Source organism: Bacillus sp. FSL K6-0994 (assembly GCF_038630815.1).
Taxonomy (GTDB): domain Bacteria; phylum Bacillota; class Bacilli; order Bacillales; family Bacillaceae; genus Bacillus; species Bacillus safensis.
In genome coordinates, this window is sequence record NZ_CP152043.1 from 1,401,145 (window position 1) to 1,417,420 (window position 16,276).

13 protein-coding genes are annotated in these 16,276 nt (G+C 40.6%); all 13 read left to right on the forward strand.

Annotated features, from left to right (window positions below; genetic code table 11):
- Window positions 1–185 precede the first annotated feature (185 nt).
- The 13 genes from murG (at window position 186) to MHB69_RS07245 (ending at window position 16,178) form a co-directional block, all read left to right on the forward strand.
- Window positions 186–1,280 (forward strand): undecaprenyldiphospho-muramoylpentapeptide beta-N-acetylglucosaminyltransferase, encoded by a 1,095-nt coding sequence (gene murG, locus MHB69_RS07185; protein ID WP_046310860.1) that lies wholly within the window; start codon window positions 186–188, stop codon window positions 1,278–1,280.
- A 31-nt stretch (window positions 1,281–1,311) separates the two neighbouring features.
- On the forward strand, window positions 1,312–2,223 hold the full coding sequence (gene murB, locus MHB69_RS07190) for a UDP-N-acetylmuramate dehydrogenase (RefSeq protein WP_034281685.1): 912 nt from the start codon (window positions 1,312–1,314) through the stop codon (window positions 2,221–2,223).
- A 125-nt stretch (window positions 2,224–2,348) separates the two neighbouring features.
- A complete protein-coding gene (locus MHB69_RS07195; RefSeq protein WP_061109806.1) occupies window positions 2,349–3,128 on the forward strand; it encodes a cell division protein FtsQ/DivIB in 780 nt (259 codons plus the stop codon).
- Complete coding sequence (locus MHB69_RS07200) at window positions 3,125–3,814, forward strand: DUF881 domain-containing protein (protein WP_034281688.1); 690 nt, start codon at window positions 3,125–3,127, stop codon at window positions 3,812–3,814. The genes MHB69_RS07195 and MHB69_RS07200 overlap by 4 nt, the downstream gene beginning before the upstream one ends.
- A gap of 20 nt (window positions 3,815–3,834) precedes the next feature.
- Entirely contained in the window at window positions 3,835–4,560 is a 726-nt protein-coding gene (locus MHB69_RS07205; RefSeq protein ID WP_342496113.1) for a DUF881 domain-containing protein, read from the forward strand.
- Window positions 4,560–4,928 carry a small basic family protein gene (locus MHB69_RS07210; RefSeq protein ID WP_003210988.1) on the forward strand — a complete coding sequence of 123 codons (369 nt, stop codon included), beginning with the start codon at window positions 4,560–4,562 and terminating at the stop codon, window positions 4,926–4,928. Before MHB69_RS07205 ends, MHB69_RS07210 begins: the two co-directional genes overlap by 1 nt.
- Before the next feature lie 159 nt (window positions 4,929–5,087).
- Complete coding sequence (gene ftsA / locus MHB69_RS07215) at window positions 5,088–6,410, forward strand: cell division protein FtsA (RefSeq protein WP_342496114.1); 1,323 nt, start codon at window positions 5,088–5,090, stop codon at window positions 6,408–6,410.
- 33 nt (window positions 6,411–6,443) lie between these two features.
- Window positions 6,444–7,589, forward strand: a complete 1,146-nt coding sequence (ftsZ, locus tag MHB69_RS07220; protein ID WP_024426931.1) for a cell division protein FtsZ — start codon at window positions 6,444–6,446, stop codon at window positions 7,587–7,589.
- 308 nt (window positions 7,590–7,897) lie between these two features.
- A complete protein-coding gene (locus MHB69_RS07225; protein ID WP_342496228.1) occupies window positions 7,898–12,208 on the forward strand; it encodes a S8 family serine peptidase in 4,311 nt (1,436 codons plus the stop codon).
- A gap of 250 nt (window positions 12,209–12,458) precedes the next feature.
- Window positions 12,459–13,388, forward strand: coding sequence for a sigma-E processing peptidase SpoIIGA (spoIIGA, locus tag MHB69_RS07230; RefSeq protein ID WP_342496115.1), 930 nt, complete (start codon window positions 12,459–12,461; stop codon window positions 13,386–13,388).
- Between the two features lie 58 nt (window positions 13,389–13,446).
- Window positions 13,447–14,166 (forward strand): RNA polymerase sporulation sigma factor SigE, encoded by a 720-nt coding sequence (gene sigE / locus MHB69_RS07235; RefSeq protein WP_007499746.1) that lies wholly within the window; start codon window positions 13,447–13,449, stop codon window positions 14,164–14,166.
- A 143-nt stretch (window positions 14,167–14,309) separates the two neighbouring features.
- Window positions 14,310–15,089 carry an RNA polymerase sporulation sigma factor SigG gene (gene sigG / locus MHB69_RS07240; protein ID WP_024424250.1) on the forward strand — a complete coding sequence of 260 codons (780 nt, stop codon included), beginning with the start codon at window positions 14,310–14,312 and terminating at the stop codon, window positions 15,087–15,089.
- A gap of 150 nt (window positions 15,090–15,239) precedes the next feature.
- Entirely contained in the window at window positions 15,240–16,178 is a 939-nt protein-coding gene (locus MHB69_RS07245) for a sugar-binding transcriptional regulator (protein WP_046310871.1), read from the forward strand.
- The last annotated feature ends 98 nt before the right edge of the window (window positions 16,179–16,276 follow it).

The window sequence follows — 16,276 nt, forward strand, 5'->3', positions numbered from 1 at the left end:
ATGAAACCATGATGACATTTATTTTGCAAAAGTACAAAAAAATGATTTGAAGAGTGAAAAAGACAGCTTTAGTATCCGAAAACATGTTTTTTACCTCTTCTTTACAGGTTTTAACGGAGCCCTGTTGTTTAAAACAGGGTTTATACTTTGTTCAGAGCAGAAAAAAATTGAGGGGAAATGGTATAATGCGTATAGTAATCAGTGGAGGCGGAACAGGCGGACATATTTATCCGGCCTTAGCTTTTATTAAAGAAGTGAAAAGACTGCATCCTGATGTAGAATTTTTATATATTGGTACTGAAAATGGACTTGAAAAGAAAATTGTAGAAAGAGAAAATATCCCTTTCAAGTCCATAGAAATTTCAGGTTTTAAAAGAAAGCTTTCCTTTGATAATGTAAAAACGGTGATGAGATTTCTAAAAGGCGTTCAAAAAAGCAAATCTTACTTAAAGGAATTTAAGCCAGATGCGGTCATTGGAACAGGTGGTTATGTGTGCGGCCCTGTTGTTTATGCAGCTTCTAAGCTGAAGATTCCGACCATTATTCACGAACAGAACAGCCTGCCTGGTATCACAAATAAGTTTTTAGCAAGGTATGTTGATAAGGTAGCCATCTGTTTTGAAGAAGCAAAGGCACATTTTCCATCTGAAAAGGTTGTATTTACGGGAAACCCTAGAGCCTCTGAAGTCGTCTCTATAAAAGAGGGGAAATCTCTGAAGGAGTTTGGGCTGGATGAAAAGAAAAAAACGGTTCTTATTTTTGGCGGGAGCCGGGGGGCTGCGCCGATTAATAGAGCAGTTATTGACATGCAAGATGAATTAAAGGCTAAGAACTATCAGCTTTTATATATCACAGGTGAGGTTCATTATGAAAAAGTGCTGAACGAACTAAAGGAAAAAGGTGCAGCACCTAATATGATTACAAAGCCTTTCTTGCATCAAATGCCGGAGTACTTGAAATCGATTGATGTGATTGTTGCAAGAGCGGGAGCCACAACGATTGCTGAAGTGACAGCCCTTGGAATTCCAACTATTTTTATTCCAAGTCCATACGTGACGGCAAATCACCAGGAAATCAATGCAAGATCACTAGAAAAGCATGACGCTGCAATCGTTTTAAGAGAATCAGAGCTTTCTGGAGAGAGCCTCCTTCATGCCATTGATGAAATTGCTGGTCATGAAGAAAAATTAAACGAAATGAGCCGTTTAACAAAAGAACTCGGAGTACCAGATGCGGCTGGACGTTTATATAATGTATTAAAAGAAATTACGACTACATGATGGAATGATATTAGGTAAGGCGGAGGGTAATATGGAGAACTTGAAGAATGAATTATTAGAAGCGCAAGTCGGTAAAGTGCTTGAAAATGAGCCGCTTGCAAATCATACGACAATGAAAATAGGCGGGCCGGCAGATCTATTGATCGTTCCTAAAGATATTGATGCAGTTAAAACGATCATGGATCAGATAAAAAAACACCACGCGGACTGGACGGTTATTGGAAGAGGATCAAATTTACTCGTACTTGATAAAGGAATACGCGGTGTCGTCCTGAAGTTAGGCGCTGGACTTGATCACTTAACTGTAAATGGTGAAGAAATTACAGTTGGCGGCGGCTATTCTGTTGTAAGGCTTGCAACGTCTCTTAGTAAGCAGGGTCTTTCAGGGCTGGAATTTGCAGCTGGTATCCCAGGGTCTATTGGCGGCGCTGTTTATATGAACGCAGGTGCGCACGGATCTGATATCAGTAAAATTCTTGTGAAAGCGAGAATCTTATTTGAAGATGGAAGCATCGAGTGGCTAACAAATGAGCAGATGAACTTTAGCTACAGAACGTCTGTCCTTCAAAAGGAACGACCAGGCATTGTTCTCGAGGCCGTGTTTAAGTTAAAACAGGATGATCGCGAGAAAATCACAAAGAAAATGCAGCAAAATAAAGACTATCGCAAGGAAACACAGCCTTATAATCGACCATGTGCGGGAAGTATTTTTCGAAATCCGCTGCCTGAATATGCAGGACAGCTTGTAGAAAAAGCGAATTTAAAAGGGTACCAAATTGGCGGAGCAAGAATCTCTGACATGCATGGAAACTTTATTGTGAACGCTGGCGGGGCTACTGCTCAAGACGTGCTGGACTTAATTCAGTACATCCAAAAGAAAATTAAAGATGACTACAATGTAGATATGCATACAGAAGTAGAAATTATCGGTGAAGCAAATTAAAAGCAAGATTTATGAATGATGGCATCACAGGAAAACAAACGGCATGAAGAATGCCGTTTGTTTTCTCATCAAAATGATGACCCAAAGGTGTGGACAAGCAGCTTTGAATGGGGTGAAGAATATATATGCGGCCTGATCATGAAAATGAAAAGATCGTCAATATAGAAGAACGGATTCCTAAAATTAAAGAACAAAGGAAGCAGAAAGCGAATCGGAGACTAATCTCTTTTATTCTACTGTTTTTTATCATGGTTTTAATCATTATTTATTTGCAGACACCAATCAGTAAAATTTCTTCTTTAACTATTACGGGTAACGAGCATGTTCCTACAAAACAGCTTGTAAAACTTTCCCAGATTAAAGAAGGCGAAACAGAGTTTTGGAATTTAAATAAAGATTTAACAGCAGATCATATTAAGCAAAACAAACTGATTAAAAGTGTCAGTATTAAAAAACATTTTCCAAATAAGGTTAGTATTGCTGTCAAAGAATATGCCAATATTGCTTATCTTCAAAAGGGAAATCTATACTATGAGCTTCTTGAAAATGGGACAGTATTGCCAGAAGAAGTCACACCAAGTCATGCAGGACCTATTTTTGTTGATTGGGACAATAAAGAGAAGCTGAAGCAAACGGTTAGAACTTTAAATCAGCTGCCAGCCTCTATTCAGGAACTCATCTCAGAAATATATTATGTGCCGACAAGCTCAAACCAGTGGCTCGTTAAATTTTATATGAATGACGGGAACACCGTGATTGCATCAATTAAAACATTCGCTGATAAAATGAAAACCTATCCTGCCATTGTAAAAGAACTTTCGCCATCTGAAAAAGGCACAATCCATATGGAAGTCGCGACGTATTTTGAAGCGTTTAAATCTAAGAAAAAGGAAGATGAACGTTGAGAGGCAAAACAGTTATATTCTCAATTGTAATGCTTGTTCTTGGTTTTCTGATTTCTTTTTCATACCAATATACAAAGCAGCATCAGGCAGATGTCATCCGAACAGAGCAATGGAAAAAAGAATATTCCTTGAAAAGTCAGCTGACAAAGCAAGAAAAGGCGAATCAGAAACTTGAAAAAGAATTATATAGCCTACAATCACAGGTTCAAGCCACTGAGGCCAATTTGAAAAATGAAAAAGAGCAGTATTTTAATGTATTGGAAGATGTTGAGAAATACAGGATGTTTACAGGAGAGATCGGTGTAAAAGGAAAAGGGGTAAAAGTATCCCTTGAAGATGCATCTTATATCCCGAGTGGACAAAATGTCAATAATTACATTGTTCATGAGAGCCACATTTTTCATGTGATAAACGAACTGTTTATATCAGGGGCCTCTGCTGTATCTATTAATGGACAGAGAATTACGCACCAATCGTACATACATTGTAACGGCCCAGTTGTCACAGTTGACGGGGTTCAGCATCCAGCGCCATTTGTTATTTCTGCTATCGGTGATCCGGCTGTGTTAATACCTGCATTAAATATTGCAGGAGGAGTAGTCGATCAGCTGACAAGTGATCACATTTCGATGACGATTGAAAAAAAGGATATTCGTATGAATCCTCTTTTAAAACACAAAGATTAAAAGTGAAAAGGTGAGTGGTGTTGAGGAAAAAGAAGCCTTTACTTAGTTTGACAGCCTTAATGGTGATATTCGGCATCATGGTCTCCATCCAATTTAATTCATTGCAAAAGCCCAAAGTTCGTGATACTCGCGATGTGTGGGAGCTAAGAGAGGATTTATCTGCATCTAAAAGTAAAGAATTGGATTTACTGAAAGAAATTGATAAATACGATGAAATGCTGAAAAAGTATGGTCATCAAGGAGATCAATCAAAAGAAGCTCAACTGACAAAAACATTAAAAGATTTAAAAGAAAAGGCTGGTTTTACAGAAGTGACAGGGGAAGGAATTGAAGTTGACATCTCTCAGCTTTTCTCCAAGGAACTGACCGGGGAAGAAGTGAAAAATATCCCGCCTGATCTTCTGAAAAAGTTAATCAACGAAGCCAATATGTATGGGGCAAAACATATTTCCATTAATGACCACCGTGTGATTAATACAAGTGTGATTCGAGATATTAATGGCACGACGAAAATGGATGGCTACAGCTTAGATGGTGATGAAGTGACCATCAAGATGATCAGCGACCAGGCCGACAAATTATACAGCCGTTTAAATGTATCAGATATTGGTGATTTGTTTGCTCAGGAAAATTTCGGCTTAAGTATTAGCCAGCCGAAGCAGCAAATTCAATTAAAACCATATGACGGTGCGATTCAGTTAAACGAGTTGAAGCCTCTTGACGATGTAAAGGAGGGAAAATCTTAATGTGGCTTCCTGTACTTGGCTTAATCATAGGAGTTGCGATCGGTTTCTTAACAAATTTTACGATACCGAATGAGTATTCTAATTATCTTTCCCTCGCTGTACTTGCTGCGCTTGATACATTGATTGGTGGAATCAGGGCACATCTGCAAGGGGCATACGATGAACTAGTGTTTGTATCAGGCTTTTTCTTTAATATTATACTTGCAATAAGTTTAGCTTTTCTGGGCGTCCATCTTGGTGTAGACTTGTATTTAGTCGGAATGTTTGCTTTCGGCGTTAGATTGTTTCAAAATATAGCAGTTATTCGAAGAATTCTACTAACAAAATGGACAATTTCTAGAGAAAAAAAGAAAAAAAGTGAGTCATAAAAAAGGATATACATATGATGTAACGAATATTTTCAGTAATCCTAATAAAAAATGTTGATTTTTTAAGTTTTGTTACACACTTGTAAAAACACATTCATTGTATTGTTGTTCAGCAAATAATAGAATAGAAAGTATTGATATGTGAGGAGGTGCCATAGAATGAACAACAATGAAATTTACGTCAGCCTTGACATCGGTACATCCAATATAAAAGTCATCGTCGGAGAAATGGCGGATGATTCGCTTAACATTATAGGTGTTGGAAATGTCCCTTCAGAAGGGTTAAAAAAAGGATCGATTGTTGATATAGATGAGACAGTTCATTCTATTAGACAAGCATTTGAACAGGCTGAAAGAATGGTAGGTTTTCCTTTACAAAAGGCGATTGTCGGAATTAACGGAAACCACATTCATATTCAGAACACGAGCGGCGTGGTCGCAGTATCTAGTGAAAACAAAGAAATACATGCTGAAGATGTGAGACGTGTCTTAGATGCTGCACAGGTAGTATCTATTCCTCAAGAACATCTCGTCGTAGACGTCATCCCGAGACAATTTATCGTCGACGGAAGAGATGAGATCACTGATCCGAAAAAAATGCTTGGTGTTCGGCTAGAGGTGGACGGATCGTTAATTACAGGTTCTAAAACGATTCTACATAACTGGCTCCGATGTGTAGAAAGAGCTGGAATTGAAATTATGGATATTTGCTTGCAGCCGCTCGCATCGGGTTCAGCAGCGTTATCGAAAGATGAAAAAAATCTAGGGGTAGCTCTCGTCGATATTGGCGGCGGATCTACAACGATTTCCGTATTTGAAAACGGGCATCTCTATTCTACTCACAGTATCCCTTTGGGCGGAGAGAACATTACAAAAGATTTGTCTATAGGACTTAGAACTTCTACTGACGAAGCTGAACGAATCAAAAAACAATTTGGACATGCGTTTTATGATGAGGCATCGTCTGAGGAAACATTTGAAGTTTCTGTCATCGGTACCGATCAGAAACAGACGTATACACAGCTTGAAGCGGCTAATATCATCGAGGCGCGGCTGGAAGAAATCTTGCTCTTTGTGGCAGAGGAATTAAGAAATATGGGTGTCCATGATTTGCCTGGAGGATTCGTTTTAACAGGTGGACAGGCAGCTATACCAGGTATCCTTTCTCTTGCACAAACGGTCTTGCAAAACAATGTTAGAATTGCAAGTCCGAATTATATTGGGGTGAGAGAACCTCAGTATATGACAGGAGTGGGTCTGATCCACTTTGCTTATCGCAATGCAAAGATTCAGGGCAGACAGGTTGGATTCCAAATGCCGGATGAGGCGTTTCATGAAGTAGGCGCGTCCATGGAGCCGGTTTCTTCTGCACCACAAGTGAAAGAAGCGCAGCCAAGACCGAAAGTAAAACAAAAAGCACAAGAAGAGACAAATAAAAAACCGGGCAAAATGAAAAAACTATTTAATATGTTCTGGGAATAGAATTAGATTTTCGACGGATTAGGAGGATTCAGCATGTTGGAGTTTGAAACAAATATAGACGGCCTAGCATCAATTAAAGTAATCGGAGTAGGTGGAGGCGGAAATAACGCTGTCAACCGAATGATCGAAAATGACGTACAAGGTGTCGATTTCATTGCAGTCAACACAGATGCACAGGCGTTAAATCTATCAAAAGCAGAAACGAAAATGCAAATCGGTGCTAAACTGACAAGAGGGCTTGGAGCAGGTGCGAATCCTGAAGTCGGTAAAAAAGCTGCTGAGGAAAGCAAAGAACAGATTGAAGAAGTATTAAAAGGCGCAGACATGGTCTTTGTTACTGCTGGTATGGGCGGTGGAACCGGTACGGGTGCTGCACCTGTCATTGCAAAAATCGCAAAAGATTCTGGTGCATTGACAGTTGGTGTCGTGACTCGTCCTTTCACATTTGAAGGAAGAAAGCGTCAGCTTCAAGCAGTCGAAGGAATTGCTTCTATGAAGGAAGCAGTTGACACATTAATTGTGATTCCAAATGATCGCTTGCTTGAAATTGTTGATAAAAACACGCCAATGCTTGAAGCATTCCGTGCAGCAGATAACGTGCTACGACAAGGTGTTCAAGGGATCTCAGATCTTATTGCTACACCAGGTTTAATCAACCTTGACTTTGCTGACGTGAAAACGATCATGTCCAATAAAGGTTCTGCTCTTATGGGTATCGGTGTTGCGACTGGTGAAAATCGTGCCGCTGAAGCTGCGAAGAAAGCTATTTCTTCACCACTTCTGGAAACGGCAATCGACGGTGCACAAGGTGTCATCATGAATATTACTGGTGGTACGAACCTAAGTCTTTATGAGGTACAAGAAGCAGCGGACATTGTGGCTTCTGCATCTGATGAAGATGTAAACATGATTTTCGGTTCTGTCATTAATGATAACTTGAAGGATGAAATTGTGGTAACCGTGATCGCAACGGGATTTATTGAGCAAGAGCCAGAGGTGTCAAAACCACAAAGAAATCCATTAGGGCAAGGATTAAAGCAAAATCAATCCATTCCTCAAAAACGTGAAGTAAAGCGTGAGGAACATCAGCAGTCATCATCTCAGCCGAGACAAAATACACAATCAAGCGATGATACGCTGGATATCCCAACGTTCTTGCGCAATCGTAATAAACGCTAATCGAGTATCACTCATCCCCTTCCACCGGAAGGGGATTTTTTCATGTCCAATATATAAAGAAACCTGTATCACTCCTAATCAAAAAGTCTTAAATCTGTCTGGGCTACTTTATTCAACATATGTATTTCGACTTAGAGTGATTAAGTAAAAAGAATCATTTTTAAATCCTATTACAAAAAGCGACAAAATGATGAACTTTATTTGACTACATTAAATAGAACACCATGAATCTTGTCATGAACAAAGGAAAGGGAGGAGTTAAACCCATACACTGTTTGACCATTTGAGGAGGAGGGATTTGATTGAAAGTGAAGTTTCGCAAGACCGCCGGCTATCGTTTGATGAGTCTTTTGGTGATTGGTACTTTAACGATGACAAGCTTTGGGATGGTTCAAGCAAAATCGACTTCTACCTCATATCAAGAGGAAGCTGTTTCCTCCAAGAAAACAAAAGCAAAGATCTCATCTAGATTAATGAAACAGTTTCAACAAGAAGACAAGGTGACCTTTTTAGTCAAAATGAAGGAACAAACCAATGTCAAAAAAGTGGCGAAGGATGCTGTGTCAAAGGCCAAAAAACAGAAGTTAACAGCAGCTAAAACGCAGTACACAAAAAGATCAGCTGTCGTATCAGAACTAAGAGCGACGTCTGAAGAGACGCAAGAAGCGCTGCTTGCTTATTTACAAAAGGCACAAAAGAAAAAACAAGTGAAGGATATTCATTCGTACTATATTGTAAATGGTCTCGCTGTGACGGGAACGAAAGAAGTCATGGAAAAGGTGGCTTCCTTCCCAGAAGTAGATCAAGTGCTGCCAAATGAAATCCGTCAAATCCATCGTCCTGTTGATTTGAAAACTTCAAAGAAAAACAAACAAATCAAAGCAGCAGATGGAATCGAGTGGAACATTTCTCAAGTTCATGCCCCAGAAGCGTGGGCTTTAGGCTATGACGGAACTGGTACCGTTGTGGCAAGTATTGATACAGGTGTGGAATGGGATCATCCTGCATTAAAAGAAAAATACCGTGGATTTGATCCTGCACGTCCGAATGAACCTTCTCATGAATTCAATTGGTACGATGCAACGACAGGTTCTGAAGCGCCATACGATGATTTAGAGCATGGTACACATGTAACGGGAACGATGGTTGGCTCTGAGCCAAATGGAGAGAATCAAATTGGAGTCGCACCAGGTGCAAAATGGATCGCGGTGAAAGCTTTCTCAGAAGATGGTGGATCAGATGCTGATCTGCTTGACGCAGGTGAATGGATTTTAGCTCCAAAAGATAAAAACGGAACTCCTCATCCAGAAAAGGCGCCAGATGTGGTCAATAATTCTTGGGGCGGTGGGCCTGGTCTTGATGATTGGTATAAAGATGTGGTCAATGCTTGGAGAGCAGCGGACATCTTCCCAGAATTTTCAGCTGGTAATACGGATTTATTTAACCCTGGCGGTGAGGGATCTATTGCAAATCCTGCGAACTATTCCGAAGCCTTTGCGACGGGTGCAACAGATCAAAACAACACACTGGGTTCTTTCTCTTTGCAAGGTCCCTCTCCATATGGGGTCATGAAACCAGATATTGCGGCCCCAGGGGTAAACATTCGTTCTTCTATTCCAGGGAAAGGGTATGAGGATGGCTGGAATGGAACCTCGATGGCAGGTCCGCATGTTTCAGCTGTTGTGGCTCTTCTGCGCCAAGTACAGTCAGATCTGTCTGTTGAAGAGATTGAAGAAATTCTCATTGATACTGCAAAACCACTGACAGATCAACAATTCCCGGAATCCCCTAACAATGGCTATGGGGCAGGATTAGTTGATGCAAAAGAAGCGATTACAGCATTAACAGATGGAATTGGCAAGATTGAAGGGCAGGTAACAAAAGAAGGAGAAGATACAGAACCACCTGTTTTTTCTCATAAAGGACCGAATGAAATTTTTGCCTCTACGCCAACACCTCTTAGTATTACAGCAGAAGATGAAGTAGCTGTGACAAATGTCTCCTTGAGCTATCAAGTGGATCAAGGGAAAAGGGAGACGCTGCAAGCAAAACGAACGGATGGAAATCATTTAAAAGGGACATATGTTGTCCAGCTCCCAGAACTTGAGGGAGAAAACGTCACGTACCGATGGATTGTGAAAGATTTTGGAGAAAATGAAGCCGCATCAGAACCGTATACGCTTCCGATTAAAACATCCATCACGACTGGCTACTCGCAAGATTTTGAAGCTTGGCCAAGTGGATGGTTCAGTGGTGGAACAAAAGATCCTTGGCAGTGGGGGAAGCCGACCACAGGTCCGAAACAAGCCTTTACTGGAGATCATGTCTACGCTACAAACCTAGACAGTCCTTATGAAAATCAAACAGATGCTCATTTATCTATGCCGATGATTGCTGTACCTGAGTCAGGCTCCTCCTTTTTACAATTTCAATACTGGCATGACCTTGAAGCAAATTATGACTATGTGCATATTCATGTGCAGCCTGAGGGGGAAGATGCTGTCCAAGTGGCAGCCTACACAGGCAAAACAAGTGGATGGACAAAAGGAGAAGTTGATTTATCTGCCTACAAAGGTCAGAACGTGAGAGTTATTTTTCAGCTAAGAACGGATGGCAGTGTGACAAAAGACGGTTTTTATTTAGATGATGTGAAAATAACAGATCAAGCCTTGCCTCAAAAGGCAAAGAAACAACTTGGCGTCATCAAAAAAGAAAAGCCAGCACAGGAGCAGAAGAAACCCGTCGATCCGAAAAGTGCAAAGCCTGCTAAACTAAAAGAAAAACATGTCCAGATGAAAAAGGAAAAAAGCTTAGATGCCCCATCTATCAAAGCTCTTCCGATGAAGGCAGAAATCAGTGTTCTTGAAAGCGGCAAGTCCACGTACACAGATGAAGCGACAGGGAGATATCAGCTTTCTCATGGTGCAGGGGAATTTACAGTGAAAGCTGAAGCATATGGCTTTGAATCACGCACACAAAAAGTCAATATTTCTGCAAATGATCAAGCAGAGGCAAATTTTTCATTACAGCCACTAGAAAAACGAACGATATCTGGCACAATTTTCAATGAAACAACGGGTGAAAAAGTAAAGGATGCTACGGTTTATCTTGTAGAGGATGCGAAAATTGAGCCGGTGAAAACAGATGAATCTGGCGAGTTTTCTCTAGAGGCATTGAGCGGTGTGTATACAGTCAAAGTATTTGCGAAAGGGTTTAAAGGATATTCGTTTACAGCCGATGTGACAGAAAAACCGTTTGAAAAAGCAATCAAGCTGGAACCTTTCATCGGTTTTGCTGGCGAAATTGGCTACGATGACGGAACAGCTGAAAATGCGCGGGCGTTCTATGATCCTGGTAATGGCTGGGCGGTGAAATTTTCATTAGAAAAAGGGAAGAAACAAGCGCAGGTCACAGGGGGACTTTTCCGTTTCTGGACAACAGAGTGGCCAGCCCCTGGCGGGAATGAATTTGCGGTTGAAGTGTATGATGCTTCCGGAAAGGACGGTGCTCCAGGTAAGAAAATCGCGGGACCTTTCAAAGCGAATGCGCTGCGTAATGGTGAATGGACAAAAGTAGATTTAGAAGATCAAGCCATTACGGTGGATGGAGATTTCTATCTTGTCTATATTCAAACGAAAAAGAATACGGAATCTCCAGGCCTTGCAACAGATGAAGATGGACCAAATGCTGAAAGAAGCTGGCAGCTGACAAGCGGTGCCTTTTCTCCTTCTCCAAAAGAAGAGGGAAATTATATGATTCGTGCGCTTGTCCAATATGAAGCAGATGTGCCAGAAATAACATCTCCAAAGGCTGGAACGATCACGAACAAAGATGAATTGGAGATTGAAGGCAAAGCCTCTCCAGGACTTGATGTAGCGATCTATCAAAACGATGAAGAGATTGCCAAAGTGAAAGCAGATCAATCGGGTGTTTTCAAAGAGAAGGTCACAGTGTCAAGCGGAGAGCATGTATTTACGGCTGCCACTGTTACGGATAAAGGCGCAACGAAAAAATCCAAATCAGTCAAGGTGATTATTGATCAAACAGCCCCAGTGGTAACGATAGATACACCGAAAAAAGGGGAAAAATCTAACAAAGAATCACTCACTGTAGAAGGAAAGGTAACCGATGATCATCTTGATCAAGTCACTGTGAATGGAAAAAAGGCAGCAATAAAAGATGGGAAATATTCTGCAAGAATCTTGCTTGAGAACGGGAAAAATACGATCAAAGTTACAGCAAAAGATGCAGCAGGAAACAAAGCGACTAAAAAAGTCGATATCGATGTTCAATACGAAGCGCCTGAGATTTCTAAGCTGACACCAGCAGAGAATGTCAATCTATCATCAGGTGAGTCTGTTAAAATTTCATTTAACAGCAGAGAAAAGCTAGACGCAACGTTTGTCATTCATATGCCGCTGACAAACGCGAGATCAAAGCTGCAAAATACAACAGAGCTGCCGCTTCGTGAGGTAGCCGGCGGAACATATGAAGGCTACTGGACAGCTACTTCTACCGCTAAAGCAAAAGGTGCAGTCATTGAAGTGATTGTTCGGGATGATTATGGAAATGTTACTCGACAAAAGGCTTCAGGCACATTAAATATCAATGAAAAATAATCCTTAAAAAAAGGCACGACTCCTTGGAGCGTGTCTTTTTCGTTTCGAATAATTGTTTGAAAGCTTGTCCGGAAGCACACTCTCTTGCTTTGTGCTCTCATTCCTCGACAAAAACAATAACAATCCACCAAAAGTTCTCTATCATCCCCAACAAGAATTGACAGACTTCCATCTCTTGGCTGTTTTATACTGGTACAAACAAGTGCAAGTACTGCTTTTGATTCTTTGTTTCAGATGAAAGGAGCAGAAGGTGGTCATTTATTTAGATGTGATTTGGCTGTTAAACTTTTGTTTTGATCTATTGCTTCTCTTACTCACTGCATTTATTCTCAAACGACAAGTAAAAAAACGGCGATATATGTTAGGAGCTCTGATTGGATCGAGCATTGTTCTCTTGCTCTTTACACCATTTGCAATGTTTGTGTCACACCCTTTGGGCAAACTGCTTTTTTCTGTCTTGATCGTGCTTGCCACTTTTGGATTTCAAAGATTTCGATCCTTTTTTCAAAACCTGTTTGCTTTTTACTTTATCACATTTTTGATGGGAGGAGGCATGATCGGGGTTCATTCGTTTTTACAAACCAATACTGTTATTCAAGACGGGCTGTTGATTTCACAAAATGATGGCTTTGGTGATCCCATTAGCTGGCTTTTCGTTTTAACCGGCTTTCCTGCGATTTGGCTGTTTTCAAAGAAAAGATTAGGAGAGGTCGGTGCGAAAAAAAGACAGTTTGATGAACAAGTCCTTGTGGAGATACACATTCACGGGGAGATCATCCGTTTAAAGGGACTCGTCGATTCCGGTAATCAGCTGTATGATCCTATGACGAAAACACCTGTGATGATCGTTCAAGCAGATCATCTCATGTCCATTTGCGGAGAGCCATTTATAGAGCTTATGAAGCAGTCTCATCCTGTTGAAGTGATGCAAAAGCTCGATGATCAATTTCCGCTTCTTGACCGTTTAAGACTTGTTCCATATCGAGCGGTCGGTCATGATCACGGGTTTCTTCTATGCTTAAAACCAGATACGGTCATCATTTATTCAAAGACGCATATGATCCAGCCAGCCAAGTGTTTTGTAGGCATGAGTCTGAGCGGTTTATCAGCAGATCAGGAATTTCAATCCATCATTCATCCAGATATGTTAGACGGAAAAATCATCCAAGGGGTGTCTTAAGTTTTGGTGATGTCTTTTATCTTACGAGGTCAACTTGACATTTAGAAGGGAGAAGAAGATGAAAAAATTAAAATTTAAACTCACTTACTACTGGTATAAACTCCTCATGAAGCTAGGTCTAAAGAGTGATGAGATTTATTATATTGGTGGTAGTGAGGCGCTGCCGCCGCCATTATCAAAGGATGAAGAGCAGGAACTGCTTGTCAAATTACCAAAAGGTGATCAAACAGCAAGGGCCATCCTGATCGAAAGAAATTTGCGGTTGGTGGTCTATATCGCAAGAAAATTTGAAAACACAGGGATTAATATTGAGGATTTAATTAGTATTGGAACCATTGGCCTGATTAAGGCAGTCAATACATTTAACCCAGAAAAAAAGATCAAGCTTGCGACATATGCTTCGAGATGTATTGAAAACGAGATTTTGATGTATTTGCGCCGAAATAATAAAATTCGTTCAGAAGTGTCGTTTGATGAGCCGCTCAACATTGATTGGGACGGAAATGAATTGCTTTTATCAGACGTACTTGGAACAGATGATGATATTATCACGCGGGATATTGAAGCAAATGTAGATAAAAAACTGTTGAAAAAAGCGCTGGAGCAATTAAATGACCGCGAAAAGCAGATTATGGAGCTCAGATTCGGTTTAGTTGGCGGTGAAGAAAAAACCCAAAAAGATGTCGCTGATATGTTAGGCATTTCCCAGTCGTATATTTCAAGACTTGAAAAAAGAATTATTAAACGATTACAAAAAGAATTTAACAAAATGGTCTAAAAAAATTTTTTTGAAAGCTCTGTCCCTTTGCTGTCAAAGGTATCAACTTCTTTTCTCATGATTCTCATCATCACTCGTGCATATTTTTCCATCCCAAGGAGATACTGAACTTTGTACAACAGCTCCTGTAGGGAGGGAAAAAAGTGTCCAGAAATAAAGTGGAAATCTGCGGAGTCGACACCTCCAAACTGCCTGTTCTGAAAAACGAAGAGATGAGAAAATTGTTCAGACAGCTGCAGGATGAGGGTGACGATACAGCAAGAGAAAAGCTAGTCAATGGCAATTTGCGGTTGGTTTTAAGTGTGATTCAGCGTTTTAACAACAGAGGCGAGTATGTGGATGATCTCTTCCAAGTAGGCTGTATCGGATTAATGAAATCAATTGATAATTTTGATTTAAGCCACAATGTCAGATTTTCAACTTACGCGGTCCCTATGATCATAGGAGAAATCCGTCGATACTTGCGTGATAACAACCCAATTCGGGTGTCTCGTTCACTTAGAGATATTGCCTACAAAGCGCTTCAGGTTCGTGAGAGGCTGATAAGTGAGACAAGCAAGGAGCCAACGGCAGAAGACATTGCCAAAGTGCTGGAAGTGCCTCATGAGGAAATTGTCTTTGCCCTAGATGCGATTCAAGATCCTGTTTCTTTGTTTGAACCGATCTATAATGACGGAGGAGATCCGATTTATGTGATGGATCAAATTAGTGATGATCGGAACAAAGACACACAATGGGTAGAGGAATTGGCCTTAAAAGAGGGAATGCGCCGATTGAATGATCGAGAAAAAATGATTCTGCGCAAACGCTTCTTCCAAGGAAAAACGCAAATGGAAGTCGCTGAAGAGATCGGAATTTCTCAAGCACAAGTCTCAAGACTTGAAAAAGCAGCCATTAAACAAATGAATAAAAACATCTTTTAAAGCCGCCGCTTCATGTGCGGCTTTTTTCATTCTTGGAAAGAGCACGTCTCTAGTATTGACTCTGTTATTTTTTTCATTTAATCTGTTTTTAACAAATGTTATTTTAGATATCATTTGTTAGGGAACACTTAAGCGGAAAGAAGGGTTATTATGACATTCCATGATGAAAGAAGGCTGCTCATTAAGGTTGCGCATATGTATTATGAAGAAGGCGCCACTCAATCTAAAATAGCAGAAGCGGTTGGGGTTAGCCGTTCGCTCATATCGAAATATTTGGCAAAAGCACGTGAAGCAGGAATCGTGGAAATCATTATTCATGATGAAGTGAATCAACAATATGGATCGTTAGAAAGAAAAATAGAGCGGAAATATGGGCTGCGAGAAGTCGTCTGTGTGGAAACGCTCAGTCAAGAAACAACAAAAAGCCGAATTGGCGCTGCGGCGGCAGGCTTTTTATTAAAAGTCATGAAGGATGGACAAGTCATCGGTTTTTCCTCAGGAACCACTTTGCATGAAATGGCGAAAGCGCTTACGTCAGTTCAGCACTACCCATCCGTGACATTTGTTCCGCTAGTCGGGGGTGTGGGAAACGAAGATGTTGATATCCATGCCAATTATATTATTGCGAGATGCACAGAGGCACTCAAATCTAAATGTGAGTTTTTACATGTGCCTGTCATGCTTGATACGAAAGAAGCAAAGGATGTACTGATTCGGCAGCCGTCAATCAAAAAAGTGATTGAACTAGGAGAATCATCAAATATTGCGGTTGTCGGGATTGGCGGGGTTCCGCAGCATTCAACGATGGTGAAATCTTATATGACAAGCGGAGAGGAGGATATTCTTCAAGCGAAGGATGTAGCGGGTGACATTTGCTATAACTTTATTGATCACCAAGGGGAAGTGTATCCTCACCCATGGAACGACCGGGTAATGGGCATAAGCCCGCAAAAGCTGAAAGAAATCCCGCTTGTCATTGGTGTTGCTGGAGGAGAAGAAAAAATTGAAGCGATCCGGGCAGCATTAGAAGGTGGATTAATTCATGTATTAATTACGGATGAACGAACAGGAGATGCCTTATTAAAGTAACTACCTAATATGATTAGGTAGTTTTTTTGAGTCTTTAGACTCAAAAAGATTGAAAATTTTATCGATTTTATCTTGACACAAAGTTGACACATCATATA

Coding starts and splice junctions, on each gene's coding strand:
- murG (WP_046310860.1), top strand. CDS start 186: ATGCGTATAGTAATCAGTGGAGGCGGAACAGGCGGACATATTTATCCG.
- murB (WP_034281685.1), top strand. CDS start 1,312: ATGGAGAACTTGAAGAATGAATTATTAGAAGCGCAAGTCGGTAAAGTG.
- MHB69_RS07195 (WP_061109806.1), top strand. CDS start 2,349: ATGCGGCCTGATCATGAAAATGAAAAGATCGTCAATATAGAAGAACGG.
- MHB69_RS07210 (WP_003210988.1), top strand. CDS start 4,560: ATGTGGCTTCCTGTACTTGGCTTAATCATAGGAGTTGCGATCGGTTTC.
- ftsA (WP_342496114.1), top strand. CDS start 5,088: ATGAACAACAATGAAATTTACGTCAGCCTTGACATCGGTACATCCAAT.
- ftsZ (WP_024426931.1), top strand. CDS start 6,444: ATGTTGGAGTTTGAAACAAATATAGACGGCCTAGCATCAATTAAAGTA.
- sigE (WP_007499746.1), top strand. CDS start 13,447: ATGAAAAAATTAAAATTTAAACTCACTTACTACTGGTATAAACTCCTC.
- MHB69_RS07245 (WP_046310871.1), top strand. CDS start 15,240: ATGACATTCCATGATGAAAGAAGGCTGCTCATTAAGGTTGCGCATATG.